24 protein-coding genes are annotated in these 24,394 nt (G+C 65.5%); 7 read left to right on the forward strand and 17 right to left on the reverse strand.

Translation table 11 applies throughout. The annotated features are described in order from the left end of the window. Positions 1-59 precede the first annotated feature (59 nt). Positions 60-278 carry a hypothetical protein gene (locus tag ACK4FJ_RS06295; protein ID WP_409765000.1) on the forward strand — a complete coding sequence of 73 codons (219 nt, stop codon included), beginning with the start codon at positions 60-62 and terminating at the stop codon, positions 276-278. A 4-nt stretch (positions 279-282) separates the two neighbouring features. On the opposite strand, the gene ACK4FJ_RS06300 is transcribed toward ACK4FJ_RS06295, so the two are convergent. The 5 genes from ACK4FJ_RS06300 to ACK4FJ_RS06320 are packed head-to-tail and all read right to left on the reverse strand — an operon-like array spanning position 283 to position 5,351. Next, complete coding sequence (locus ACK4FJ_RS06300; RefSeq protein WP_409765001.1) at positions 283-1,284, reverse strand: LLM class flavin-dependent oxidoreductase; 1,002 nt, start codon at positions 1,282-1,284, stop codon at positions 283-285. Between the two features lie 46 nt (positions 1,285-1,330). Continuing rightward, on the reverse strand, positions 1,331-2,281 hold the full coding sequence (locus ACK4FJ_RS06305) for an MBL fold metallo-hydrolase (protein ID WP_409765002.1): 951 nt from the start codon (positions 2,279-2,281) through the stop codon (positions 1,331-1,333). A gap of 15 nt (positions 2,282-2,296) precedes the next feature. Beyond that, positions 2,297-3,646, reverse strand: coding sequence for a TRAP transporter large permease subunit (locus ACK4FJ_RS06310; RefSeq protein ID WP_409765003.1), 1,350 nt, complete (start codon positions 3,644-3,646; stop codon positions 2,297-2,299). 10 nt (positions 3,647-3,656) lie between these two features. Then, on the reverse strand, positions 3,657-4,283 hold the full coding sequence (locus tag ACK4FJ_RS06315) for a TRAP transporter small permease subunit (protein WP_409765004.1): 627 nt from the start codon (positions 4,281-4,283) through the stop codon (positions 3,657-3,659). Positions 4,284-4,298: 15 nt separating this feature from the next. Beyond that, positions 4,299-5,351 (reverse strand): TRAP transporter substrate-binding protein, encoded by a 1,053-nt coding sequence (locus tag ACK4FJ_RS06320; RefSeq protein ID WP_409765005.1) that lies wholly within the window; start codon positions 5,349-5,351, stop codon positions 4,299-4,301. A gap of 182 nt (positions 5,352-5,533) precedes the next feature. Here ACK4FJ_RS06320 and ACK4FJ_RS06325 point away from each other — a divergent pair, with 182 nt between their 5' ends. Genes ACK4FJ_RS06325 through ACK4FJ_RS06335 form a run of 3 tightly spaced genes read left to right on the forward strand, consistent with a single transcriptional unit; the run spans position 5,534 to position 8,884 of the window. Further along, positions 5,534-6,295: an SDR family NAD(P)-dependent oxidoreductase gene (locus tag ACK4FJ_RS06325; protein WP_409765006.1), complete on the forward strand. Its 762-nt coding sequence runs from the start codon at positions 5,534-5,536 to the stop codon at positions 6,293-6,295. Between the two features lie 8 nt (positions 6,296-6,303). Next, on the forward strand, positions 6,304-8,007 hold the full coding sequence (locus ACK4FJ_RS06330) for an FAD-dependent oxidoreductase (RefSeq protein WP_409765007.1): 1,704 nt from the start codon (positions 6,304-6,306) through the stop codon (positions 8,005-8,007). 31 nt (positions 8,008-8,038) lie between these two features. Further along, positions 8,039-8,884 carry an IclR family transcriptional regulator gene (locus ACK4FJ_RS06335; protein ID WP_409765008.1) on the forward strand — a complete coding sequence of 282 codons (846 nt, stop codon included), beginning with the start codon at positions 8,039-8,041 and terminating at the stop codon, positions 8,882-8,884. A gap of 106 nt (positions 8,885-8,990) precedes the next feature. Here the strand turns inward: ACK4FJ_RS06335 and ACK4FJ_RS06340 are convergent, their stop codons facing one another. The 9 genes from ACK4FJ_RS06340 to ACK4FJ_RS06380 all read right to left on the reverse strand — a co-directional run bounded on the left by ACK4FJ_RS06340 (position 8,991) and on the right by ACK4FJ_RS06380 (position 18,244). Then, on the reverse strand, positions 8,991-9,170 hold the full coding sequence (locus tag ACK4FJ_RS06340; protein WP_409765009.1) for a DUF1328 domain-containing protein: 180 nt from the start codon (positions 9,168-9,170) through the stop codon (positions 8,991-8,993). A gap of 190 nt (positions 9,171-9,360) precedes the next feature. Next, positions 9,361-10,332 carry a Gfo/Idh/MocA family protein gene (locus tag ACK4FJ_RS06345; protein WP_409765010.1) on the reverse strand — a complete coding sequence of 324 codons (972 nt, stop codon included), beginning with the start codon at positions 10,330-10,332 and terminating at the stop codon, positions 9,361-9,363. Between the two features lie 79 nt (positions 10,333-10,411). Continuing rightward, the gene (locus ACK4FJ_RS06350) at positions 10,412-11,254 is read right to left on the reverse strand and encodes an endonuclease/exonuclease/phosphatase family protein (RefSeq protein ID WP_409765011.1); all 843 of its coding nucleotides are present in this window, start codon (positions 11,252-11,254) and stop codon (positions 10,412-10,414) included. An 11-nt stretch (positions 11,255-11,265) separates the two neighbouring features. Beyond that, on the reverse strand, positions 11,266-12,129 hold the full coding sequence (locus tag ACK4FJ_RS06355) for a carbohydrate ABC transporter permease (RefSeq protein WP_409765012.1): 864 nt from the start codon (positions 12,127-12,129) through the stop codon (positions 11,266-11,268). Continuing rightward, positions 12,126-13,001 carry a carbohydrate ABC transporter permease gene (locus tag ACK4FJ_RS06360; protein WP_409765013.1) on the reverse strand — a complete coding sequence of 292 codons (876 nt, stop codon included), beginning with the start codon at positions 12,999-13,001 and terminating at the stop codon, positions 12,126-12,128. Before ACK4FJ_RS06360 ends, ACK4FJ_RS06355 begins: the two co-directional genes overlap by 4 nt. A gap of 54 nt (positions 13,002-13,055) precedes the next feature. Continuing rightward, positions 13,056-14,357 (reverse strand): ABC transporter substrate-binding protein, encoded by a 1,302-nt coding sequence (locus ACK4FJ_RS06365; RefSeq protein ID WP_409765014.1) that lies wholly within the window; start codon positions 14,355-14,357, stop codon positions 13,056-13,058. Further along, positions 14,354-15,448: an ABC transporter ATP-binding protein gene (locus ACK4FJ_RS06370; RefSeq protein ID WP_409765015.1), complete on the reverse strand. Its 1,095-nt coding sequence runs from the start codon at positions 15,446-15,448 to the stop codon at positions 14,354-14,356. Before ACK4FJ_RS06370 ends, ACK4FJ_RS06365 begins: the two co-directional genes overlap by 4 nt. Positions 15,449-15,621: 173 nt before the next feature. Further along, positions 15,622-16,941, reverse strand: coding sequence for an MFS transporter (locus ACK4FJ_RS06375; protein ID WP_409765016.1), 1,320 nt, complete (start codon positions 16,939-16,941; stop codon positions 15,622-15,624). Between the two features lie 49 nt (positions 16,942-16,990). Continuing rightward, positions 16,991-18,244, reverse strand: coding sequence for a glycoside hydrolase family 2 TIM barrel-domain containing protein (locus ACK4FJ_RS06380; protein WP_409765017.1), 1,254 nt, complete (start codon positions 18,242-18,244; stop codon positions 16,991-16,993). Between the two features lie 195 nt (positions 18,245-18,439). Here ACK4FJ_RS06380 and ACK4FJ_RS06385 point away from each other — a divergent pair, with 195 nt between their 5' ends. After that, entirely contained in the window at positions 18,440-19,036 is a 597-nt protein-coding gene (locus ACK4FJ_RS06385) for a TIGR00645 family protein (RefSeq protein WP_409765515.1), read from the forward strand. A gap of 4 nt (positions 19,037-19,040) precedes the next feature. After that, positions 19,041-20,135 carry a hypothetical protein gene (locus ACK4FJ_RS06390; protein ID WP_409765018.1) on the forward strand — a complete coding sequence of 365 codons (1,095 nt, stop codon included), beginning with the start codon at positions 19,041-19,043 and terminating at the stop codon, positions 20,133-20,135. Here ACK4FJ_RS06390 and ACK4FJ_RS06395 read toward each other — a convergent pair. Continuing rightward, a complete protein-coding gene (locus tag ACK4FJ_RS06395; protein WP_409765019.1) occupies positions 20,125-20,550 on the reverse strand; it encodes a hypothetical protein in 426 nt (141 codons plus the stop codon). The two genes, ACK4FJ_RS06390 and ACK4FJ_RS06395, sit on opposite strands and share 11 nt — an antisense overlap. Before the next feature lie 188 nt (positions 20,551-20,738). On the opposite strand from ACK4FJ_RS06395, the gene ACK4FJ_RS06400 reads away from it, so the two are divergent. After that, positions 20,739-21,386 carry an outer membrane protein gene (locus ACK4FJ_RS06400; protein ID WP_409765020.1) on the forward strand — a complete coding sequence of 216 codons (648 nt, stop codon included), beginning with the start codon at positions 20,739-20,741 and terminating at the stop codon, positions 21,384-21,386. Positions 21,387-21,453: 67 nt separating this feature from the next. Here ACK4FJ_RS06400 and cueR read toward each other — a convergent pair whose 3' ends face one another. Both cueR and ACK4FJ_RS06410 read right to left on the reverse strand, forming a co-directional pair. Beyond that, entirely contained in the window at positions 21,454-21,867 is a 414-nt protein-coding gene (gene cueR / locus ACK4FJ_RS06405; RefSeq protein WP_409765021.1) for a Cu(I)-responsive transcriptional regulator, read from the reverse strand. Next, positions 21,864-24,296, reverse strand: coding sequence for a heavy metal translocating P-type ATPase (locus ACK4FJ_RS06410; RefSeq protein WP_409765022.1), 2,433 nt, complete (start codon positions 24,294-24,296; stop codon positions 21,864-21,866). Before ACK4FJ_RS06410 ends, cueR begins: the two co-directional genes overlap by 4 nt. Between the last annotated feature and the right edge of the window lie 98 nt (positions 24,297-24,394).

The raw sequence follows: 24,394 nt of genomic DNA on the forward strand, positions 1-24,394 counted from the left end.
GCGGCGCCGACCGGCCCGCCCTAGATGCTTCTTCCCACCGCGTTGAAGGAGTGCCCGCCATGCTGATCGCCGACTGGACCATCGATACCGCCGCCCGCATCGTCGAAAACGAGGATTACGTGGTGTCGCTCTACGATCTGGCCGATGGCGATTACGACGTGGCGCATATCCGCGCCAAGCATCCATTGCCCGGCGGCCTGGTTCCGGCGAATGACAGCATCGCGCGCGAGGCCCGCGTCGCCTTCGCACTGGCGATGCGCCAGCGCCGCAGCCAATAGGTTTTCAGGTCAGGCTGAATTCACGCGCCAGCAATTCGTAACTGCGCCGGCGCGCGACCTGGTCATGCGTCCAGGCCAGGATCACCAGTTCATCCAGCTGCATCGTCTGCGCATAGGCACGCAGCTTGCCGGCAACCTGCGGCGCCGAACCCGCGAAGCTGCGCTGCCACAGCGCATCGATCTCGGGCTGTTCATCGGCCGAAATCTGCACAGTATCCGGCGGCTGGATCTGCTTGAGCAGGCCGCGGTTACGATCAAGCCGCCAGCGCGCACGGCTGCGGAACAGATGCCGTGCTTCGTCTTCCGTCTCCGCTGCCAGCGCCCAGACGCAGAGCGTGGCCGTCGGTGCCGGGCAGAATTGCGACGGACGGAAATTCTGACGATAGAGTGCCAGTGCCTGTTCGGCGCCGCGCCCGTCAGTGATGAAATGCGCGAAGGCATAAGGCAGGCCGAGATGGGCGGCGAGTTGCGCGCCGTAATCAGAGCTGCCCAGCATCCAGACTTCCGGCGCACTGACGGCACGCGGATGCGCTGCGATGCTGCGAAAGGCATGGCCCTCGGGCAGCGGCAGACCATGCAGCCAGTGCAGCAGGTCGCGCGTCTGCGCCGGGAAACTTTCGCCGCCATCGCCGTGCGGATTGAGCGCATAGGCGGTGCGGCCGTCGGAGCCCGGCGCGCGGCCCACGCCCAGATCGATGCGGCCCGGCGCGATGGCGTCCAGCACGCGGAACTGCTCGGCCACATGCAGGGCCGAATAATGCGGCAGCATCACGCCGGCCGAACCCAGCCGGATGCGCGACGTGACGGCCGCCATCGCCGCGATCAGAATTTCCGGCGCGGTGCCGACGATGCTTTCGTGGTTGTGATGCTCGGAAACCCAGAAGCGGCGATAGCCCAGGGCCTCGCAATGCTGCGCCATCGCGATGGTGTCGCGGATGGCCTGGTCTTCGCTGGCGCCGGAAACGGCAATCGACTGGTCGAGGACGGAGAGGGCAAGATCGGTCATGGCCCACATCTAGGGCCATGACCGGCCGACGGCAAGCAGCGAACCATCACCCGTTGAGCGCCGCCCACATCGCCTGGTCGCGTTCCGCCGTCCAGATGCGCGGATGATCCAGGCCCAGGGCTTCGTCATAGGCGCGCGCCACGTTGAAGGGCTGGCAATGTTCGAAGATGGCGAAGTTGCCGAAGCGCGGCCGCATGGCATCGTTGCAGCGATCAAACGCCTCTTTCAGCGGCAGGCCCTTGGCGGCCGATTCCGACACCGAGCCGTATAACGTCGTGAGGAAGTCGCGGGTGAGCGACAGGCCGTCGCCGACTTCCTTCGGATTGCGCAGGGCATCGCCGCGGCCGGGCACGATGGCTTTCGGATTCAACTCGGCGATCCTGTCGAGCGTCTTCGGCCAGTCCTTGAAATGGGCGTCGCCGCAATAGCAGGCCGAGTGGTATTCCACCAGGTCGCCTGAGAACAGCACGCCGGCATCGGGCACCCAGGCGACCGTGTCGCCCGCCGTGTGGCCGCGACCCAGATGCATGATCTCGACGCGGCGCTTGCCCATGTAGAGCGTGAACTTGGTGGGAAAGGTCATGGTCGGCCAGGTCAGGCCGGGAATGCTTTCGGCCGAGCGGAACAGGCGCGGGAAGCGGCCGTATTCCGAATCCCAGTCTTCCTTGCCGCGCTCCACGATCAGGCTGCGGGTCGCCTCGGAGGCGAAAACCTGCTGCGGATTGTAGGCCGAGGCGCCGAGCACGCGCACGGCATGGTAATGCGACAGCAGCACATACTTGATCGGCTTGTCGGTCACCTTGCGGATATGCTCGATCACCTGGCCGGCCATTTTCGGCGTGGCCTGGGTGTCGATCACCATCACGCCGTCGTCGCCGATGATCACGCCGGTATTGGGATCGCCCTCGGCAGTGAAGGCATAGAGGCCCTCGCCCAGCTGGGTGAAGGAGACCTTCTTGTCTTCCATATCGGCGGTGGAGGCAAAAGCTTTCGACATGACAGGGCTCCTTGATTATTTCCCGAGCAGGGTTTCTGGCAGCCACAGGGCCAGCTGCGGAAACATGATGCACAACAGCAGCGCGATCAACTGGATGATCACAAAGGGGATGATCCCCCGGTAGATGAGCCTGGTGCCGATCTCGGCCGGCGCCACGCCACGGATATAGAACAGCGCGTAGCCAAAGGGCGGCGTGAGGAAGGAGGTCTGCAGGTTCACCGCGAACAGGATGGCGAACCACAGCAGGATCTGCTCCTTGTCCAGCGCGCCGAAATCCAGCCCGGCGATGATCGGCGCGATGATCGGCATGACGATGAAGGTTATCTCGACCCAGTCGAGGAACATGCCCAGCACGAAGACGAAGGCCATGATCACGAACATGACCCAGTAGGGATTGGTGCCGGCCTCGTCTACGCCCAGTGCATCGGCGATCATCACGTCGCCGCCTAATTTACGGAATATCACGCTGAAGATGGTGGCGCCGATCATCACGAACATGATCATCGCCGTGGTGCGCGTGGTTTCGTTCAGCACCGCGAGGAACTGCTTCCAGGTGAGCTGGCGCGAGGCGACGGCCAGCAGGAAGGCGCCCAGCGCGCCGAGCGCCGCGGCTTCCGTCGGCGTGGCGATGCCGGCGATGATCGAGCCCAGCACCACCAGGATCAGGATCATCGGGGCCAGCAGGTCGCGCGCCAGGCCGATCATGGCCTGGACCAGCGGCAGACGGTCGCGCGCGGGCAGCGGCGGCATGGCCTGGGGCCGGAAGATCGCCACGAAAACCAGATAGACAATATAAAGGCCGCCGAGCATCAGGCCGGGGATCATGGCGCCGGCGAACAAATCGCCCACCGAAATGCGCAGGGTGTCGCCCAGGATCACCAGCATGATGCTGGGCGGAATGAGGATGCCCAGCGTGCCGGTGGAGGCGATGATCCCGGTGGCGAGTTTGGGGTCGTAGCGGCTTTCCAGCATCACCGGCAGGGCCAGCACGCCCATCAGCACCACGGAAGCGCCGATGATGCCAGTGCTGGCCGCCATGACGATGCCGATGATCGCCACCGCGAAGGCGTAGCCGCCGGGCAGCGGCCCGAGCAGGCCGGCCAGCGACCGCAGCAGGCGTTCGGCGATGCCGGATTTTTCCAGCATCAGGCCCATGAAGACGAAGAGCGGCACGGCGATCAGGAGCCAGTTGCTCAAAATACCTGAGAAGGTGCGCGACACGCCGGTGGAGAGGAACAGGATCGGCACATCGGCGGCGAAGGTGAAGATCACGCCGATGCCGGCCAGCACGATCGCCACCGGATAGCCGGTGAAGATGCCCAGCAGCAGGGCGACGCACATCAAGAGGGGCCAGAAATACTCCATGGCGGCGATCCTATGCCCCGACTTTCTTTTCGGCGACGGCGCCGCGCGTCAGCACCAGCTGGATGATCAGGCGCAGGGTTCGCGCCAGACCGAGCAGGCCGAGCAGGCTGAAACCCAGCGGCATCACCGCCTTGATGATCCAGGTATCCTCAAGCCCGCCATAGGACGAACCTTCGTTGGACGTGTAGGCCGAGAGCATGAATTTCCAGGCGAACCAGGTCATGATCGCGGCAAAGGGCAGCAGGAACACGATGTCGCCCAGGATGACGACGATGCGTCGCGTGCGCTCGGTGAAATTGCCGGCGATGAAATCCACGCTGACATGGCTGTCGGTATGCAGGGCATAGACGCCGCCCAGCATCACCATCGCGGCGAACAGGTGCCATTGCAGGTCGGTCAGGCCGTTCATGGTGATTTTTGTGCCGAACAGCGGCACGTCGCTGCCCCAGTCGAACAGCACGTTGAAGCGCAGCTGCGCCATCAGAACGCTGAGACAGACGCTGATCACCAGGATGGGCGTAGCCCAGCCGATGGCCCGGCCGAACCAGGCGCAGGCTTCCTCGATCCGTTTCAGCAGGGCGATCACCGGGTTGTCCTCGCGATAAAAGCAGGGATGCGCCGCGAATGTGCGGCGCATCCCTTTATAACATACTCAGTTGCGCGGAATGGCCTGCAGGTCGTTCCAGCGGCCGACGCGCTTCACATAGGCGGTCAGCGACTTGTAGGCCTCGGCGAACAACGCGTCCTTCTGCGCCTCTTCCTCCATCACCTCGATGGATGCCTTCTGCAGCGCGGCCAGCACTTCGTTGGGGAAGCGCTGCACCTTCACGCCGGCCGCCTCGATCTTTTCGATCGCGTCGACCTGGGCGTTGATCTGGTCGTAGGTGTTGAAGGTGATGTTGGCGTAGCAGGCCTCGACCATCGCCTTCTGGTGCTTCTCGGGCAGCGACTTCCACACATTCATGTTGACGATGATCGTGTCCCAGCTGGCCGGCTGGTGCCAGCCCGGGAAGTAGTAATGTTTGGCGATCTTCTGCAGGCCCAGGCCGAGATCGAGCTGCGGCGCGGAGAATTCCGCCGCCTCGATGCGGCCGCGCTCCAGCGAGACGAAGATTTCGCCGGCCGGCACCAGCTGCACATTGGCGCCCAGCTTGGCCATCGCCTTGGCTCCTAAGCCGGCGATGCGCATGTTGAGACCCTTGAGGTCGGCGACCGTCTTGATCTCCTTGTTGAACCAGCCGCCGGCCTCGGGCACGACGAGGTGGCAGGGGATGATCTTCACGTTATGCGGATCATAGGCCTTCTGGATGATCTCCAGACCGCCGCCCTGGAACATCCAGCCCAGGAACAGCTCGGGGTTCGGGCCAAACGGCATCGAGCCGACCAGGTTGGCGACCGGGATTTTGCCCGCCCAGTAGCCGACCCAGTCGAAGCCCATCGGGATCGAGCCGTTGGAAACCGCGCCGAACACCTCGAACGGCGGCACGAATTCGCCAGCGCCGTGTACCTTGATCTTGACCTCGTTGTTGGTCATCAGGGCGACGCGCTCGGCCCATTTCACCGGGCTGGGGCCGATCGACGGCACCTGCAAGCCGAACACGCTCTGCAGGTCGAAGCTCTTGGCCTGGGCCAACGCCGCCTGCGGCGCGGCAAGGCCGAGGCCCAGCGCGGCGACGGTGGCCGCCTTGAGAATAAGCTGACGCATGATCCCTCCCTCGGGGTTTTGCAAACCGACCGAATACCCGTCCTGGCACGAACCGGACGGGGCGTTTCCTCCAATGATCGCGCTGCAGCCGGCCGTGAAAACGGATCGCTTGCATTCGCGTCGAGTCGACTATATGAAATAACGAATAAGTTCGCAATACACGAATTGCGGGAGGAAGCCGGATGGAAAAGCCTGTACTGGCTGGCGAAGTTGCCGTCGTCACCGGCGCGGCCCAGGGCAATGGCCGCGCCATCGCGCTGGGTCTGGCCAAAGCCGGGGCGGCGGTGGCCGTGGCCGATATCAACGGGGCCGGCGCCCAGGCCGTGGCGGCCGAGATCATTACCGGCGGCGGCAAGGCCTTCGGTGCCGCGCTGGATGTGAGCGATGCAAAAGCCTGCACCGCCTTTGCCGCCGGCGTTGAGAGCGCTTTGGGCGCGGCGTGCAGCGTGCTGGTCAACAATGCCGGCATCATCCGCCGGGTGGCCATCGACGATCCCGATTACGACCGGCACTGGCTGGAGACGCTGACCGTCAACGTCACCGGCATGAAGAACGTGACGCGCGCCCTGCTGCCGCAGCTGCGGAAAACCAAAGGCCGCATCGTCAATCTCGGTTCAATCAACTCCTTCGCCACCGGGCCGCGCGCCACCACCTACACCGCCAGCAAGGGAGCGGTGCTGCAATTCACCCGCGCGCTCGCCGCTGAACTGGCGCCGGAAGGCATCCGCGTGAACGGCATCGCGCCCGGCGTGATCGATACGCCGATGACGGAAGCCACGCGCGCTGACCCGGCAGCCATCGGGCGCTTTATGGCGCATACGCCGATGGGCCGCACCGGCAAACCGGAAGAACTGATCGGCCCGGTGCTGTTCCTGGCCTCCGACATGTCGAGTTACGTCACCGGCGCGATGCTGCCGGTGGATGGCGGCTATCTGACGGTTTGAGTGGAGCGATGACGATGAAGACCCATGATTGCGACCTTCTGGTGGTGGGCTCGGGCGCCGGCGGCATGGCCGCCGCGGTGACGGCGAAGCTGCATGGCCTGGATGTGCTGGTGGTGGAGAAAGAATCCGTCTATGGCGGCACCACGGCGCGCTCGGGCGGCTGGCTGTGGGTGCCGGCCAATCCGCTGGCGGCGCGCGAAGGCATAAAGGACAGCAAGGAAGCCGCGCGCACCTACCTGCAGCATGAGGCCGGCAATCATTTCGATGCCGAACGTGTCGATGCCTTTCTGGAGAACGGCCCGCGCATGGTCGATTTCTTCGAGAGCAGAACGGCCGTGAAATTCGTGCTCGGGCCGCAGTTTTCCGATTATCACCCCGACGCGCCAGGCGCCCTGGCCGGCGGCCGCTCGATCTGCGCCGAGCCTTTTGATGGCAACGAACTGGGCGACAAGATCAAGACCCTGCGCCCACCGCTGAAAGAGATCACCTTCGTCGGCATGATGATCGGTTCGGGCAAGGAATTGCTGCATTTCTTCAACGTCACCCGTAGCGTGGTCTCGGCCGCCTATGTGGCGAAGCTGCTGGTGAAATACCTGCGCGACGTGGCCGTGCATGGCCGCGCCATGCGGTTGACCAACGGCAATGCATTGGCCGGCCGTTTGGCGAAATCAGCCTTCGATCTGGGCATTCCGTTGTGGCTGGAGGCACCGGCGCAGGAATTGCTGCGCGATAGCGCGGCCGTGACCGGCGCGGTGATAGGTACCAAGGACGGCCCGGTGCGGGTGAACGCGCGCAAGGGCGTGGTGCTGGCCACCGGCGGCTTCCCGCATGATATCGAGCGCCGCAAACAGCTTTATCCCCATGCGCCGACCGGCCAGGAGCATTGGTCGCCGACCCCGAGCAGCAATACCGGCGACGGCATCAAGCTGGCGCGGCCGCTGGGCGCACATACCGCGGACGAACTGCCCAATGCCGCCGCCTGGGTGCCGGTCAGCCGCGTGCCGTGGAATGACGGCAGCTTCGGCACCTTCCCGCATTTCATCGACCGCGCCAAACCCGGCGTGATCGCCGTGACACGCAGCGGCAAGCGTTTCGTGAACGAAGGCAACTGCTATCACGATTTCTGCCAGGCGCTGGTGAAGGCCAGCAAAGGCCTGGACGGTGAAATATGCGCCTGGCTGGTCTGCGACCATCCCACTTTGCGGCGGTACGGCCTGGGCCATGTGAAGCCTTTCCCGGTGCCGATCGCGCATCAGCTGAAGAACGGTTACCTCAAGCGCGGCCGCACGCTGTCGGAACTCGCGGAAGCCTGCGGCATCGACCCGCAGGCCTTTGGCCAGACCGTGGCGGAATACAACAGGCACGCGATGCGCGGCGAGGATCCGGAATTCCACAAAGGCAGCACGGCTTATAACCGCTACCTCGGCGACCCGACCGTGAAGCCCAATCCCTGCATCGCCCCGGTGCAGACCGGGCCGTTCTACGCCGTGCAGGTGGTGATCGGCGACCTGGGCAGCTTCGCCGGCCTGAAGACCGATGCGCAGGCCCGCGTGCTGGGCGAAAACGGCCAGCCGGTGCCCGGCCTGTATGCGGCGGGCAACGACATGGCCAGCATCATGGGCGGCAATTATCCCGGCGGCGGCATCACCCTGGGCCCGGCCATGACCTTTGGCTATGTCGCCGCGCGCCATGCGGCCGGCATCGCTGCGTGACACAACCCGCGCCGGCGGTTATGCAATAGGCATGGGGGACAACAAGATCGATCCGGCTTCGGCCATTCCGCTTTATGGCGGCGAGGACAGCGATGCGGCGCCGCTGAAGGGCCGCGGCGTGCAGTCGGTGGAAATCGGCGGCCGGCTGCTGGGCATCCTGGCGCAGCAGGGCCAGCCGATGATGCTGCGCGACCTGGCAAACCAAGCCGAACTGACCCCCGGCCAGGCCCATGCCTACATGACCAGCCTGCGCAAGCTGGAGATGGTGGAACAGGAGGCCGGCTCCGGCCGTTATCGCCTCGGACCCTTCGCGCTGCAGCTCGGACTGGCGCGTCTGCGCGGCAGCGATCCCTATCGTTTGGCCGCCGAACAGGTGGCCGAGCTGGCCGAGAGACTGAACCTGATGGTGGCGATCACGGTCTGGGGCACCCATGGCCCGACCATCGTGCTGGTGCAGGAATCGTCGAACTACATCCACGCCAATGTTCGCCCCGGCGGCATGTTCACCGTGACCGGGACGGCGACCGGCAAGATCTTCGCCGCCTGGCTGCCGACCAAGCTGGTCGAGCCGGTGATCGAGGCCGAATTGCAGGCGGCGCAGAAGGGCTGGAGCGATGTGGGTGCGCTGGCCGGTGATGCGCTGGCGCGCGAAGTGAACAAGGTGAAGCGCGACGGCATCGCCGCCACCACCGATCTGCCGGTGCCGGGCATCAGCGCGCTGAGCGCACCGGTCTTCAACCATAGCGGCCATCTGCAGCTGGCCATCACCGTGATCGGCCCGACGCGCAAGATCGATGTGGCTTTCAACGGCCCGCATGCCTCGGCGCTGCTGGCCTTCACGCGGCGACTGTCGGCGCAGCTCGGCTACAGCGCCTGAGCAAAAAAATAGGCGGATGCCGAAGCATCCGCCGAGTTGGGGGGAAGGACTCAAGAGGAAACATAAACCGCGGCCTGCAAACCGCGGGTACTACGCACCGATGGCGTTATGCCATCGGCGGACGACGGCCGGTCACCAGATGGGCGATCAGGCTGACGACAAAGACGGCCAGGAAAATGAAAAATAGAATCTGTGCGATGCTGGCCGAGGCAGCCGCAATGCCGCCGAAGCCAAACAGGCCAGCAATCAGGGCCAGCACGAAAAAAACCAGTGCCCAATACAACATGGTATTCACTCCTTTGCCGTTCTCGCGACGCTGAGAATGAAACGGTCCAGGTCGATCCTGGTTCCGGCCCGGGTTCGGCCGACAGAGTGAAAGTCTTAGGAAAATGCGGTGGCAATCGGGGCGGAATGTGGCGATTCCGCGACGACTTCACACCATGAACGGGTAAAGCGAGGAGAGGTAAACGCTCGCGTCAGCCGTGGAGGATGGTTTCCACCATGCGCTGCACCTCGGCTGCCTCGGACAGCGTGGCGAGATCCTGCGCCGCGCCGCGGGTGAGCGCCGCGACCTTGTCGAGCTGGCGCTTGAGCACCAGCGGCCGCATCTTCTCGTTGGGCAAAGCATCGGGTGCTTCGCGCCACTCGCCATCGACCAGTTGTTCGGCGATCGACCAGTCGCGCAGGCGGATGCGGCCCTGCGGCCCGACGATTTCGAAAATATTGTGATCGGGTTTGTCGGTAATGCCGACGCCGCCCTTCAGCGTCACCGGCAGGTCGCCCGCGCGCAGGGTGGCTGTGATCGCGCGTTCGGATTTGCCGTCCTCGGGATAGGAGACGCTGTGGTCAAGCAGCGTCAGCGGGCCGAACAGGCGGCGGGCGAGGAACAGGAAATGCGAACCGACCTCGCGCGCGAAGCCGCCTTGGGCGCGGGCATCGAGCCAGCCCGCGGCATCCACCTGCCATGGACGCGGCCAGGCGGCGAAGCCGATTTCGATCTCGATGCGCTCGACAGCACCGGTGACGCCCTGCTGCATCCATTGCCGCAGCTGGTCCACGGCAAAGGAGGAGGCGAAGGGGAAGTTGATGCCGCCGCGGCCGTTCTGCTTGGCCGCTTCCGCCACGAAGGCCTCGGCATCCGCCACATCGACGGCGAGCGGCTTCTCACAGAACACGGCTTTGGCCTGGGCGAAGGCGGCGCGGGCATACCCCAGATGCGAGGCCGGCGGCGAGGCGATGTAGAGGCAGTCGCAGGCTGCGATCACGGCTTCGGCAGACGCCAGCCGCGGCACCTGCGGCAGGTCATTGGCCAGGCGCTGCATGGCAGCGGCGGACGGATCCCACAGGCCGGCGACGGTGAGGATCGCCGGGTCGTGGTTGAGGGCGGCGCGCAGCAGGCGCTCGCCCATGATGCCATAACCGATGATGCCGAGGCGGGTGGAGGACATGACGCGGACTTTCGCAGCAAGACTAAAGGCGGCGCATTATATGCGCCGCCCGATCCGCGCGCGCAACCACCGCCCTAACCTAATCGGTCAGCAGGAGGCGGATCGGCTGATGGTCGGAGGCGGCGGTCTGGGTGTCGGTTTCCACCGATTTCAGCCGTGTGCGCAGGCCAGGCGTGACGAAAAAGAAATCGCGCGCATGCGGCCCCTGCGGCCATTGCGCGGCATCATGTATGCCGCAGGTGGGCGCATGGGGCAGCGTTCCGTGGAGCAGATGCCAGGCATCCTGCAGGCGGCCGGTACCATCGGACAGATCAGCCTGCAGGGCGGCATAGTCAGGGTCGTTCGGTTCGAGATTGAAATCGCCGCACCAAACCAGATCCATGGCCGGCGGCAGCGGTGCATAGGTATGGCGTGCGGGTTGCGGCGGCATCTGCGCGTTGGCGAGCCATTCCGCGCTCAGGTCGCGGATGCGGCCGACCTGGGCATGGCGCTGGCCGGCGGCAAAATATTCCAGATGAGTAGTGGCGATGCGCAACGGCCCGGCGGCCGTGGCGGCCGTGACCGCCAGTACCACCCGGCGCATATGCCGCGTGGCGCCATCGGCCGGACGGGGCAGAAGATGCGATTCCGAATCCAGCAGCGGCAGGCGCGACAGGATCATGTTACCGAACCGTCGGCGCCTGCCATCATAGCGATCGACGCCCGGCGCAAAGACCGCCTGGTATTCGGCGAACATTCCGGCGATTTGCGCGGCCTGGTCGGCGCCGGCGCCATCCAGTTCGGCGAAGCCGTCAGCGACTTCCTGCAGGCAGATCACATCGGGCAGGCCGGCGGCCAGGATGTCGCGCCGGATGCGGCCGAGATCGACCACACCGTCGCAGCCTTTGCCATACTGGATATTCCAGCTCAGGATCACAGTCATATTGGACTCCGTCAACGGATGCCGGCGCGCATGAAACTCTGAACGAACTGGCGCTGGAACAGCAGGAAGGCAGCCAGCAACGGTGCCGAGGCCAACAACGTGGCGGCACAGATCACCGACCAGTCTATGCCCTGGTCGGTGCCGGCAAATACGGACAGGCCAACCGTGAGCGGGCGCGTCTCGACGCTGTTGGTGATGATCAGCGGCCACAGGAAGTTGTTCCAGTGATAGCTGACCGAGACCAGGCCATAGGCGAGATAGACCGGCCGCGCCAGCGGCACGTAGACCCGCCACAGGATGCCGAGCGTGCCGCAGCCCTCGATGCGGGCGGCATCTTCCAGTTCTTTCGGCACGGTCTTGAAGGCCTGGCGCAGCAGGAATATGCCGAAGGCGGAGGCGACATAGGGCAGAGCCATGCCCGCGACACTGTCGACCAGGCCGAGCTGGTGCATGCTGCGATAATTCTCTACCAGCAGCATGTCGGGCATCATCATCAACTGCACCAGCACCAGGGCAAAGGCGATGCCGCGACCGCGGAAGGCAAAGCGCGCGAAGGCATAGGCCGCCAGCGTGCAGAGCAGGAACTGGCCGGCGAGGATCACACCGACCAGGATCGTGGTGTTGAGGATGTAGCGCAGGAAGGGCGCCGCCTGCCAGGCGGCGGCGAAATTATCCAGCGTCAGCGGCGCCAGCGGCACGAAGCGCGTGGAGAATTCAGCCGGGTGAAAGGCCGTCCAGACCGCATAGAGCAGCGGCAGCAGCCACAGGATGCCCAGCAGCCAGGCGGCAGCGGTGTTGAGGGTCCGGTCGAGGTGCAGCAAGGCGCGGGTGGGGCCTGGAATAGCGTTGGGAATGGCGGCAGGTATCGCGCTCATCGGTAATGGATCCGCCGTTCAAGCAGCAGGAACTGCAGCAGGGCCGCGCCGCCCAGCAGCAGCAGCAGCACCACGGTTAACGTCGCGGCATAACCCTGGTCCCAGAATTTGAAACCGGTTTCGTAGATATAGAAGAGCAGCAGGGTGGACGCGTTGTCCGGCCCGCCGCGCGTCATCACCACCACATGGTCAACCACGCGGAAGGCATTGATCACCGCATTGACCAGTACGAACAGCGTGGTCGGCATCAGCAACGGAAAGGTGATGCGACGGAAGACATGCCAGCGGCCGGCGCCCTCGATCTGCGCCGCCTCGGTCAGGTCGGGCGGAATCTGCTGCAGGGCCGCCAGATAGAATATCATGAAGAAGCCGGCTTCCTTCCAGACGCTGACCGCCATGAGACACCACAGCGCGGTCTCGCGGCTGCCCAGCCAGTTGAAGGCCGGCAGCCCGGCCAAGCCACGCAACTGGTCGAGCAGGCCGTAATCGGGTGTGTAAAAGAACAGCCAGATATTGGCCACCGCGATCATCGGCAGGATGGTGGGTGTGAAATAGGCCAGCCGCAGCAGTCCGCGTCCGGCGATCCGGCCGTTGACCCACAAGGCCATGGCCAGGGCAATGACAATGGTGAGCGGAATGGTTGCCAAGGCAAACAGCAGGTTGTTCCACAGCGACATCCAGAAGACCGGGTCCGCCAGCATTGCGTCGTAGTTCTCCAGCCCGATGAAGCGCGCCGGCCGATTGCCGCGCGGCGTGCTGAAGAAACTGTGCCAGATGGTCGCCACCACCGGGTAATGGGTGAAGGCGACCAGCAGCACGGCAGCGGGCAGCAGCAGAAGCCAGCCCTGGATATGGATGCTGAAACGCGACATGAACGGCGCCGGAAGGGAATGGGCGGAGCGGTGCGACCCGCCCCGCCCTTTGGGTCAGCGATAGCTGCGCAGGATGCGTTCGGCCTCGCGCTGGGCATCCTGCATGGCCTGTGCGGCCGGCTTGGCGCCGGTCAGCGCGGCCTGCAGGCCGTCGTTCAGCGCCTTGGTGACGCGCTGGTTCTCATGCGTCGACAGTTCGGCGACGGCATGCTGCAGCTGGTCGCGGGCAACCAGCGGCGCCGGGAATTCGGCGACATACTTCTTCATCTCCGGGGTTTCCCAGGCCGCCGGTGACACCGCGACATAGCCGGTGGCAATCGCCCATTCGGCGGCGCGCTTGGGCTGGGTCATCCATTTCGCGAACTTGAAAGCCGCCTGCTGCTGCTCGGCCGTCGCGCTCTTGAAGATGTAGAAATTGCCGCCGCCGGTGGGCGAACCGCGCCGCTTGCCTTGCGGCAGCATGGCGACGCCGAAATCGAACTTGGCGTTGTTGCGGATGTTGGTCAGGTTACCCGTGGTGGTCCAGATGATGGCCGCCTTCTTCTCGAAGAAGTCCTTCGGCGTGGTGCCCCATTCGACGATGCCCGGCGGATGGATCTTGTGCTTCTGGCTGAGGTCGACCCAGTATTGCAGGGCCTCGACCACGGCGGGCTTGTCGAAATAGGTCTGGTTGCCCTCGGCATTCATCAGCTTCACGTCGTTCTGCGTGGTGAAGCTCTGGAACAGCCAGTACGGGAAGCCGGACGACGGCACTTGCACGCCCCAGGTGGCGACATTGCCGGATGCATCGCGTTTGGTCAGCTTCTTGCCGTACTCGACCAGTTCGGCCCAGTTCTGCGGCGGCTTGTTCGGATCGAGGCCGGCCTTCTTGAACAGTTCCTTGTTCCAGTACATCACCACGGTGGAACGCTGGAACGGAATGCCCCACGTCTTGCCGCCGGTCTGGCTGTTTTCCATGAAGCCCGGATAGAAGCCCTTCAACCAGGCCCTGTCGTCATCCGTCTTGGCCAGATTGTCGAACGGCACAATGGCGTTCTCGTCGATCAGGGTGAACATGTCGGTGGACAGGATCACGGCCACCTGCGGCGCATCGCCGCCCTTCACGGCGGTCAGCGTCTTGGCGATGGTGTCCTGGTAGGAACCGGAATAGATCGCCTTGATCTTGATGCCAGGATTCTCCTTCTCGAAATCCGCAGCCATGCCGTCGATGATCTTGGTGATAGGCCCGCCAACCGCGACAGGGAAATAGAAATTAAGATCGGTGGCCCGGGCTTCCTGCGCCAGCGGGGCGAAGCCGAACAGGGCCATGCCCAGTCCGGCGAGCATGCCGGTCCATGCCTGTTTTTTCGATGTCATGCGACGGTCTCCTTGCTGTGGGGATGGGGAATCTCTGCCAGTCCGCTGCGGGCGGCGATGCGGCGGCCATCGGCCGCGCCGAACAAATGCTGGTCGCCCGGCAGCCAGCGCAGGCGCACGGTTGCGCCGGCGCGCAGATCGGTATGGCCAGGAATGCGCGCAGCTAAGTCATGTCCGTTGATCCGGCACAGCAATACGGTGTCGGCGCCGAGATACTCCACCGCCATCACCTGTGCCGGCACGGCCGGATCGCCCGGCGTCGCCAGCATGATGCGTTCGGGCCGGATGCCCAGCAGACAGGCTTCCACGGGCAGGCCCGGCGGTCGCAGGGCAGCGGGCAGGGTCGGCAGGAGCGCATCCAGCGGCAGCAGGTTCATCGGCGGTGTGCCGAGGAATCGCGCCGCGAAAGCGGTCTGGGGATTCAGATACAAGTTGTCGGGCGTGCCGGCCTCGGCGATGCGGCCGTCGCGCATCAGGATCACCTGATCGGCCATGGTCATCGCTTCGGTCTGATCGTGGGTGACATAGATCATCGTGATGCCGAGGCGCTGTTGCAGTTCACGGATCTCGCTGCGCATCTCGTGGCGCAACTGGGCGTCGAGATTGCTGAGCGGCTCGTCCATCAGGCAAACCGGCGCCTCGGCGATGATGGCGCGGCCCAGCGCCACGCGCTGGCGCTGGCCGCCGGACAATTCGGCCGGCCGGCGTTCCAGCAGGCGATCAAGCCCCACGAGGCCGGCGACGCGCTGCAGGCGCGCATCGCGTTCGGCGCGCGCGATACCGCGCACCTTCAGGCCGAAGACGATGTTTTCCGCCACGCTGAGATGCGGAAATAGCGCGTAGGACTGGAACACCATGGCCAGGCGGCGCGCGGCGGGCGGCAGATGCGTCACCTCCTGCCCGCCGATCACGATGCGACCGGCATCCACGGTTTCGAGGCCGGCGATCAGTCGCAGCGTGGTGGATTTGCCGCAGCCCGAGGGGCCGAGCAGCACCAGCAACTGCCCGGCTTCGGCCGTGAAACTGACCGAATCGACCGCACGTGCAGGACCCCAGCACTTGGTGACATCTTCGACGACAATGCGGCTCATCGCTGCCGGTTCCCCAGACAGGGCAGAGCCGGACACGGCATAGCCTTCGCGCGCCTGCTCATGATCGGCACCCCCATGGGTGCATTTTCATATGAACATTGTGACGAGCGATTTGCGCGCGGATTAAACTTCTATGACTTCAAGTGAATGCAGCGCCGCCAGGAAATAACCAATCAGGATTGCTGTTGCCGCTCGATTCGCACGCGCAACCGCCGGTGCCGCTCTGGCGTGATCGGATAGCGCCGCATCAGCAGGATCGCCGCCAGCTTGAAAACCACCGGCGCCAGCGCATAGAGCGCGGCCAGTGCAAGCAAGGCCGCCGGCGTGTTGCCGCCAGCGGCCGTGAAGCCGGCCAGGTCGAGCAGCGGAAAGGCGATGCCCACGGCCACCGCCAGCGCCAGCTTGGTGGCCATGCCCCAGATGGTAAAGAACAGGCCGGCGCGCTGGCGGCGCGTGCGCGCGGTATCGAGGTCGATCACGTCGGCCTGCATGGCTGGCGGCAGGGCGAGATCGGCACCCAGACATAAACCGGTGAGCAGAGAGATCGTGAGGAACAAGGCCGTGTCGCCGGCGCCGAGCAGCGGCACGCCGGCGAAGACGACACAGTTCCACAGCATGGCGCCGATCCAGACACGATGTTTGCCGTAATGCTGCGCCAGCTTCAGCCAGAGCGGCACGGCGGCGATGCCGGCACCGAAATAGATCAGCAGCACCAGCCCGGCGAAATCGGCCGGCGCCTGCAGCACATGGGCGACATAAAGCAGCACCAGCGTGGCCGGCAGACCGTTGGCGATGCCGTTGAACAGCCAGGCCAGCAGCAGGCGGCGGAACGGCCCGTTGCGCCATACGGCCTTCAGTCCGGTGAGATCAAGGCGCTGTGGCGCGGCTGGCAGACCGGCCGGCACGACGCGCAACGCGAGCAGCACGCCCAGCGGCAGCAGCATGGCAACTGCGATGCCAATGGCGCCGATGCCGGTGCGGCTGTCATCGCCGAACAGCGCTGGCAGACCGGCAGCAAGCAATGTGCCGAGCACGGTGGCCGCCTCGCGCCAGCCGCTGATGCGGGTACGCTGGTGATAATCGGGCGAGAGCTCCGCGCCCCAGGCCAGATAGGGAATCTGGATCATGGTGGCGCCGAGATAGAGCGCCATGGTCCAACCCAGCAACCAGAGGCCGCCACTGCCGTCGGGCGGCAGGAACAGCATGAGCGCTGCCAGCATGCAGAGCGGCAGGCCGGCGAGCAGCCAGGGTTTACGCCGGCCCCAGCGCGTATCGATGCGATCCGACCAGGCGCCGATCAGCGGATCGGTGACCACATCCCACAGCCGCGCCGCGAACAGCAGGCCGCCGACCAGCGTGAGGCCCAGCCCGAGCGTGTCGGCATAAAGCACCGGCAAATGCACATAGAGCGGCAGCAGCAGCATCGCGCCAGGCAAGGCCGGCGCGGCATAGGCGGCGAGCGTGAGGCGGGAAAGCGGCGAAGGGCTGGTCACAGGCGGAGACATAGTCCGCCGGGCCGGCGCGGCAAAAGCGATGGATGTCTTACTTCACACGGAAGGGCAGGTTCGCCGTCGCCGCCGCGCCACGACCATCGCGGATGGTGGCGAACAGGCGGTAGTTGCCCGGCTGCAGCCCGGCGATAGCAACGCCTTTCGGACCCGGCTCGCGCAAGGCCTGGGGGAAGCTGGACGGCACGGCTTCGGCATCGCCCGAGGTTTTCAGGTCGGTGCTTTCCGCCATCACGCTCCACACCACGCCAATCTGGTCGCCATCGGGATCCTCCACCGCGATTTCGGCGCGGATGGTATCGCCGCGGTTCCATTCGTTGCCGCTGCCGGTGAAGCGAAACAATGAAATGCGCGGCGCGCGGTTGCCCTGGGGCGTGTTGCCGCCCCAGGCCAGCGCCATGGCTTCGGCCGTGCGGGTGTATTCGCCGGTGGGCAGCAGCAGGCTGTGCCAGGTGGGCGTCACTTCCTGCTTCTGGCCCCAGTAGAAAACGATCTCGCCCTGCACATGGGGCTGCAGCGCGGAGAACCAGCGCGACAGCAGAGCCGCCTTCTCGTCGCTGTTCGGTTCGATGGCGGCATTCCAGGCGGTGCGTTTCGCCTGCCACTGGCCCATCGGCCCCATCTCGGTGACGACCAGCGGGCCTTTCCAACCCTGGGCGCGCACACGCGCCGGCAGCGAAGGCAATGCATCGCCGTATGAATTCACGCCGAGCACCTGGATGCTGGGCGCGTTGCGGATCAGCTTGGCCACCTTATCGTTGCCGGCTTCGGCCAGCACGGCCAGGGTGGGATGATGCGGATCGAGCCGCCGCACCAGCCGCGCGGCTTCCTCGATGCCGGGCCAGACCTGGGCATCGTCGGCCAGCTCGGCTTCCACCTCGTTGCCCAGGCCCCACATTAGCAGGGCGGGATGGTTCTTGTGGCGGTTGACGAATTCGGTGAGGCGCTGGAGCTGGGGCCCGACCTGGGCGAGGTCGCGATAGTTGAAGCCGCGCCGCGGATGCTCGAGCCAGAAACCAGCGATCACCTTCAGGCCGACCTTCTGCGCCTCGTCGAGCACAAAGCCGGTTTCGTCGCCATAGGTGCGGATGGTGGTGGCGCCGAGCTGTTTCAGCAGGCCGAAGCGGCTCTGGCCGGCGGCGCCCAGCACGGCAAAGGGTTTGCCGTCGACCAGGATCCTGTCGCCCTGCACGGTGACGGTGGCCGCCGAAACCGGCGCGGGCGCGGCGAACAACAGGGCAAAGGCGGCGAAGGCAGGCAGCAGGATCTGGCGCATGGCGAGACTCATGCCGGTAAGCCGTGGAGCTTGCAAGCGCTTTGACGCCACAGGACAAAAAACCGCGATATTCGCCGGGGCGCTGCGATTAGCGCACCGGTGTGGACAACATCGCGCCCACAGGATGGGTTCCTCTGGCGGCGGGAGGCTGCTTGGGCTAGCGTGCCGGCGGATTTTGACCTTTTCCGGATTGCCGCGATGCGCCAGATCGAACGCCTGCTCGAAACCACCCTGTTCGCCAGCCGCTGGGTGATGGCACCATTCTATCTGGGGCTCGCCGTGGCCCTGATCCTGCTGCTGGTCAAATTCCTGCAGGAGCTGTTCCACACCATCCCGATCGTCTTCACCATGAGCGAGAGCCAGCTGGTGCTCTCGATCCTGGCCCTGATCGACCTGTCGCTGGCCGGCAACCTGCTGCTGCTGGTGATCTTCTCGGGCTATGAGAATTTCGTCTCCAAGATCGATACCGGCGACCACAAGGACCGACCGGGCTGGATGGGCAAGATCGACTATTCCGGCATGAAGCTGAAGCTGGTGGCCAGCATCGTTGCCATTTCGGCGATCCAGCTGCTGCGCGCCTTCATGAATATCGGCCAGATGAGCCAGACCGAACTGGCCTGGCTGGTCGGCATCCACATGACCTTCGTGGTCTCGGGCGTGTTGCTGGCGCTGATGGACCGGCTGACCGAAAGCGCCGAAGGCCACGGCAAGGATCCGCATCTCTCGGCCGATACCCAGGTCGCCGACGGCCATGTGGTGGAGGACGACGGCGGCAAGCCGCCGGCCCGCAAGACGCGCGGCTGAAGCCGTGTCGCGCGCGGGACTGATCGCCGCGCTGCTGCCGGTATTGCTGCTGGTGCTGGCCGGCTGTGCCGGCGATCCCTATGCCGGCTATCGCACCCTGCCCGATGCCATACAGCGCCCGCATCCGCAGACGGTGCCACATACCGACCGCACCGGCGCGCCGATGGCCGCCTATGATCCGCTGCGCTCCTTCCTGCCGCTGGCTCTGGGTGGCGCGCTCGCCGATTACGCCGCCGGCCCCAGCCGCGGTTTCCAGGCCGCTTTCGCCGCCGACTTCAACGCCGTGTCGGCCGATCCGGGCCAGCCCCTGCCAGCCCTGCTGAATGCCGCCAACGGTTCGCGCGTGCAGCTGCTGGTGCCCAGGGTTGAGGCGCCCGACGCCGCTCTGCTGGATTCAAGCCGCGCCGTGGTGGTCGAGATGCCGCGCGATCCACTGAAGGCCGACCGTTTCGCCGCCACGGCACGCGATCATGCCACGCAACCGGTCTGGGCCTTGCTGCCGGCCTATGCGCGTGGCGATGAACGGCTGATCGATCCGGCGCAGGCGCGCGCTCTGGCCTTCGCCGCGCTGGTGCATGGTGCCAGCGGCCTGATCTGGCAGGGCGAGGACAATTACGCCGCGCGCAATGCCGGCGCGCTCGGGATCAGCAATGCGCCGCGGCTGGATTACGGCATTACAATGAATGAGGCCATGAATGGCGCCGTATCATCGCCGCCGCGACGCGCCACGGCCATCGAGGTGGCGGCATCGAAACGCCTGTGGGATGCCGTGGCGCAGCTCAACCGCCGCATTGGACGCCTGCGTGGCGCCCTGCTGCAGCCCGATGCGGGTGCCGCCTACAACATCGCGGTGCGCGACGCGCCTATGGATGACCAACCCGTGCTGCGTGCCGTGCTGAAACCCTGGGATGACGACTGGCTGCTGATCGTGGTGAACCTGCGCGCCGAAGCCCAGGATGTCCGCATCGGTTTTCCTGGCGGCTTCCGCCAGGCGCGGCAGCTGGATGGCGACGCGCTGCCGCAGCAGGATGCCGCGCGCGGCCTGCTGCGCGACGAAATCGAAGGCCACGGTCTGCGGCTTTACAAGATCAGCCGCTGATTTTCCGCAGCGCCTGGGCGCAGAGCGCCGGCACCGCGTCCCTGTCCCTGCCCGTCACGATGAAACTTTGCGCCGGACGGCCGGGCGCCGTGACCGTGACGGCAATGCCGTGTTTGGGGCAGATGCCGAGGCAGCGCACGCGCGCCACCCGGACATCCTTTCTGTGGCCGGCCGCCTTGACGGCGTCTTTCAGTTCGCCGGCCAGATCGACGCCGCGCCCGCCATCACATTCCGAGCAGATCAGCACCAAAGCCGTGGACCAGTCGGGCTCGACCGGCTCGATGACAGGCTTCGGGTTGTGGCGCGACATGGCAGACCTGACAAAAAGGCACTGCAGCGCGGCCGCAGCGGAAAATTGGAAAAATCCACCCATCAGGTAGGAAGCGGGCCGCGCGATGGCAAGCGCGCGGGCCATGAAAAAATCAGGCGCAACGCTGCAGAAAACTTTGAGTTCCGCGGTGTTGCCCAATCGACACGGTGTTGATCAATCCGCAGCAAAACCATGCCGCGCCATGATTTCGCCACCACTGCGTCGTTCATTGACGGTGACCGCCAGACACAAGGGCGGCAAGCCTCGCCATCACTTGTACAGGAGTACTGCTTATGTCCCGTTACGCTCCGCTCGCCCTCGCGGCAGCCCTGCTTGGCACCACCGCCTTCGCGCCTGCCTTCGCGCAGGACAATACGAATCAGAACACCACCCTGCGCACCGGCACCTATGGCGGCCTCAGCTTTGGTGCGCTGATGCCTGAAGACACCGACGGCCCCGGCGGCTCGGAGGTCGATCACGATACCGGCTACGCGATCTATGGCCAGTACGGTTATCGCTTCCCCAACCAGCTGCGCCTGGAAGCCGAGCTGGGCTATGGCAACAGCGAATACAACCGCTTCCGCGCCGATGGCTCCAGCGCCGGCCTGGGCGACGACACCGACATGTATTCGCTGACCGGCGCGGCCTATTACGACTTCGCCACAGGATCGCCGCTGACGCCGTATCTGGGTGGCGGCGCCGGCGTTGTGCATCAGCGCTTCGACCGTCACACGGCAACCGCAGGCAGTACCACGCTGGGCGGCAACGACGGCAACAATACCGACCTGACCGCCTTCGGCGAACTCGGCGTGTCGTACCAGCTGTCCGACTCGTTCGAGCTGGTACCGAGCTATCGTTACCAGTGGATCAACGACGGCGAACAGGGCCTGGACGACACCACGATGCATATCGCACGCATCGGCCTGCGCAGCTGGTTCTGACGACACCGTCCATGCAACGGAAAACGGCGGGCATGGCCCGCCGTTATTTTGTCCGCCGTTTTACTGCCTAGTGGCAGGTCTTGCCATTTTTCGCCGGCCCGCCGAGGTCGTCGAGGATCGGACAGTCGGGCCGCGCATCGCCGTGGCAGGCCTCGGCCAGGTGCTGCAGCGTACGTTTCATCGCCTGCAGTTCAGCGATCTTGGCCGTCAGCTCGTCGATATGCTTGGTGGCGATCTCCTTCACTGCCGCCGAGGGGCGTGAGCGATCACGCCACAGCCCAAGCAGCAGACGAATGTCGTCGAGCGCGAAGCCGAGATCGCGCGAACGCCGGATGAAGCGCAGCATATGCACATCCGAGTCCGTATAGACGCGATAGCCGCTGGCGCTGCGCCCGGCTTCCGGCATCAGGCCGACGCTTTCGTAATAGCGGATCATCTTGGCGCTGACGCCCGAGGCGTCGCTGGCCTGGCCGATATTCATGGCGTTGCCTCCTGTCTCGCCGGCCGCCAGCGTTTCAGCAGCAGGGCGTTACTCAGCACCGATACGGAACTGAGCGCCATGGCGGCGCCGGCCAGCATCGGGCTGAGCAGGCCAAAAGCAGCCAACGGAATGCCGATCACGTTATAGGCGAAGGCCCAGAACAGATTCTGCCTGATCTTGGCATCGGTCGCCCGTGCCAGCGCGATGGCATCGGCGACCAAGACCGGATCGCCGCGCATCAGCGTGATGCCGGCCGTCTGCATCGCCACATCCGTGCCGGTGGCCATGGCGATGCCTACATCGGCGGCACCCAACGCGGGCGCGTCGTTGATGCCATCGCCCACCATGGCGACCGCACCGCCGGCTTCCTGGCGTAGCGCCACGATCAGCGCGGCCTTGTCCTGCGGCAAGATCTCGGATTCCACGCGTTCGATACCCAGCCGTGCCGCCACGGCCTGCGCCGCACCTTTGCTGTCGCCCGAGAGCATTACGGTGCGGATGCCCATGGCCTTCAGCCGCGCGATGGCATCGGCGGCCTGCGGCTTGGGTTCGTCGCCGAAGGCTACCAAGCCGAAAACACGTTTCTTCTGCGCATCGGCGAGCCACGACACCGTTCGGCCCTGGCCGGCCAGCCTTTCCGCATCGGCCGACAGGGCGGACATGTCGATGCCCTCCTCGCGCATCAGCCGGGCATTGCCGAACAGAAGCGGCGTGCCGTCGATGCGCCCGCCGACGCCGCGACCGGGACGATCGCGGAAATCCTCCATCACACCAAGCGGGCAGCCGGCCGACTTCTCGCGCACGGCCTGGGCCAGCGGATGCTGCGAACCGGACTGCAAGGCGGCCGCCTGCATCAGCAGCGTCTGTTCATCATTGCCCGATGCCGCGACGAGATCGGTGACCACCGGCTTGCCTTCGGTGAGGGTGCCGGTCTTGTCGAAGGCCACCAGCTTGACATTGCGCGCGGCTTCCAGCGCCTCGGCATCGCGGATCAGGATGCCATGCCGTGCCGCCAGCCCGGTGCCGACCATCAGCGCGGCCGGTGTGGCCAGGCCGAGCGCGCAGGGGCAGGCGATCACCAGCACCGCAATGGCATGCACCAGGGCCATTTCCATACTGCCGCCGGCCAACGTGAGGGTAAAGGCAAACGTGACAAGCGCGATCAGCACCACCACCGGCACGAAGACGGCACTGATCTGGTCGACCAGTTTCTGGATCGGCGGCTTGCTGGCCTGCGCGGTCTCCACCAACCGCACGATGCGGGCGAGCGCGGTTTCGCCGCCCACCGCCATCACGCGCGCGACGATCAGGCCGTCGCGGTTCAGCGTGCCGGCATGCACGACATCGTCGACGTCTTTTTCCACCGGCAGGCTTTCGCCGGTGAGCATCGATTCATCCACGCTGCCGCGACCTTCGACGATCAGGCCGTCGGCGGCGAAGGCTTCGCCGGCGCGCACCACCAGCCGGTCGTCGGGCTGCAGCATGGCGGTGGCGACTTCCTCCTCGCTGCCATCCGCACGCCGCCGGCGCGCGGTGGCGGGCTTCAGTTTCATCAGCGCACGCAGGGCGGCCACGGTCTGGCCCTTGGCGCGGGCCTCCAGCCATTTGCCCAGCCGCACGAACGCGATGATCGCCGCCGCGCCCTCATAATAGAGGTGCGGCATCTCGCCCGGTTCGGCGCGCCACCACAGCCAGGTACTGAGACCCCAGGCCGCCGTGGTGCCGAGCGCCACCAGCAGATCCATGTTGCCGGTGCCCGCCCGCAGCGCACCCCAGCCGGCCTTGTAGAAACGCCAGCCGAGAAGGAACTGCACCGGCGTGGCGATGACGAACTGCCACAGCGGCGGCAGCATCAGGTCGTGCCGGCCGCCCAGCTCGAACACCATGCCGCCCGCCAGCGGCAGGGTGAGCAGGATGGCGAGCAGGGCGAGGTTGCGTTCGCGCGCGATCTTTTTGGCTGCCTCGTCCTCGCGCGCGGAAGCCGACGCGGCAGCATCATCAAAAGGGCGCGCCTCGTAGCCCGCCCTCTTCACGACATCGATCAGCGCGGCCATCTCGACGGCGCCGCGCGGCGCGACCACCTCGGCGGTTTCGCTGGCGAGATTGACGCTGGCCTTCTGCACACCCGGCACGGCATTCAGCGCCTTCTCGACGCGGCCGACGCAGGAGGCGCAACTCATGCCGCCGATCTTCAAGGCCAGCCGGTCCTGCGGTACCTGGTAGCCGGCCTTCTCCACCGCGATGACCAGCGGCGCGAGAACGGCGATATCGGGCGAGGCGAATTCCACATGGGCGGTTTCGCTGGCCAGGTTCACGCTGGCCGACCGCACGCCGGGGATGGCGGCCAGGGCCTTTTCGACCCGCCCGGCGCAGGAGGCGCAGCTCATGCCCGCGACCGGCAGGTCGAGGGCGGCAACAGCAGCAGACATGACGAAAATTCCTTTCGGCAGGGGATAGCTGCGCATACAGATAAAGCTTCCCATGATGGGAAGGTCAAGCGGAAGTCTCATGGGAGGCGCCATTGCCA

Origin of the sequence: Ferrovibrio sp. (assembly GCF_046297595.1) — a bacterium.
In the GTDB taxonomy this organism is placed as follows: domain Bacteria; phylum Pseudomonadota; class Alphaproteobacteria; order Ferrovibrionales; family Ferrovibrionaceae; genus Ferrovibrio.

Coding starts and splice junctions, on each gene's coding strand:
- ACK4FJ_RS06320 (WP_409765005.1), bottom strand. CDS start 5,351: ATGCGTCAGCTTATTCTCAAGGCGGCCACCGTCGCCGCGCTGGGCCTC.
- cueR (WP_409765021.1), bottom strand. CDS start 21,867: ATGAATATCGGCCAGGCCAGCGACGCCTCGGGCGTCAGCGCCAAGATG.
- ACK4FJ_RS06305 (WP_409765002.1), bottom strand. CDS start 2,281: ATGTCGAAAGCTTTTGCCTCCACCGCCGATATGGAAGACAAGAAGGTC.
- ACK4FJ_RS06330 (WP_409765007.1), top strand. CDS start 6,304: ATGACGATGAAGACCCATGATTGCGACCTTCTGGTGGTGGGCTCGGGC.
- ACK4FJ_RS06410 (WP_409765022.1), bottom strand. CDS start 24,296: ATGTCTGCTGCTGTTGCCGCCCTCGACCTGCCGGTCGCGGGCATGAGC.
- ACK4FJ_RS06370 (WP_409765015.1), bottom strand. CDS start 15,448: ATGAGCCGCATTGTCGTCGAAGATGTCACCAAGTGCTGGGGTCCTGCA.
- ACK4FJ_RS06395 (WP_409765019.1), bottom strand. CDS start 20,550: ATGGCCCGCGCGCTTGCCATCGCGCGGCCCGCTTCCTACCTGATGGGT.
- ACK4FJ_RS06350 (WP_409765011.1), bottom strand. CDS start 11,254: ATGACTGTGATCCTGAGCTGGAATATCCAGTATGGCAAAGGCTGCGAC.
- ACK4FJ_RS06340 (WP_409765009.1), bottom strand. CDS start 9,170: ATGTTGTATTGGGCACTGGTTTTTTTCGTGCTGGCCCTGATTGCTGGC.
- ACK4FJ_RS06360 (WP_409765013.1), bottom strand. CDS start 13,001: ATGTCGCGTTTCAGCATCCATATCCAGGGCTGGCTTCTGCTGCTGCCC.
- ACK4FJ_RS06365 (WP_409765014.1), bottom strand. CDS start 14,357: ATGACATCGAAAAAACAGGCATGGACCGGCATGCTCGCCGGACTGGGC.
- ACK4FJ_RS06315 (WP_409765004.1), bottom strand. CDS start 4,283: ATGCGCCGCACATTCGCGGCGCATCCCTGCTTTTATCGCGAGGACAAC.
- ACK4FJ_RS06295 (WP_409765000.1), top strand. CDS start 60: ATGCTGATCGCCGACTGGACCATCGATACCGCCGCCCGCATCGTCGAA.
- ACK4FJ_RS06355 (WP_409765012.1), bottom strand. CDS start 12,129: ATGAGCGCGATACCTGCCGCCATTCCCAACGCTATTCCAGGCCCCACC.
- ACK4FJ_RS06380 (WP_409765017.1), bottom strand. CDS start 18,244: ATGAGTCTCGCCATGCGCCAGATCCTGCTGCCTGCCTTCGCCGCCTTT.
- ACK4FJ_RS06345 (WP_409765010.1), bottom strand. CDS start 10,332: ATGTCCTCCACCCGCCTCGGCATCATCGGTTATGGCATCATGGGCGAG.
- ACK4FJ_RS06400 (WP_409765020.1), top strand. CDS start 20,739: ATGTCCCGTTACGCTCCGCTCGCCCTCGCGGCAGCCCTGCTTGGCACC.
- ACK4FJ_RS06310 (WP_409765003.1), bottom strand. CDS start 3,646: ATGGAGTATTTCTGGCCCCTCTTGATGTGCGTCGCCCTGCTGCTGGGC.
- ACK4FJ_RS06300 (WP_409765001.1), bottom strand. CDS start 1,284: ATGACCGATCTTGCCCTCTCCGTCCTCGACCAGTCGATTGCCGTTTCC.
- ACK4FJ_RS06325 (WP_409765006.1), top strand. CDS start 5,534: ATGGAAAAGCCTGTACTGGCTGGCGAAGTTGCCGTCGTCACCGGCGCG.
- ACK4FJ_RS06335 (WP_409765008.1), top strand. CDS start 8,039: ATGGGGGACAACAAGATCGATCCGGCTTCGGCCATTCCGCTTTATGGC.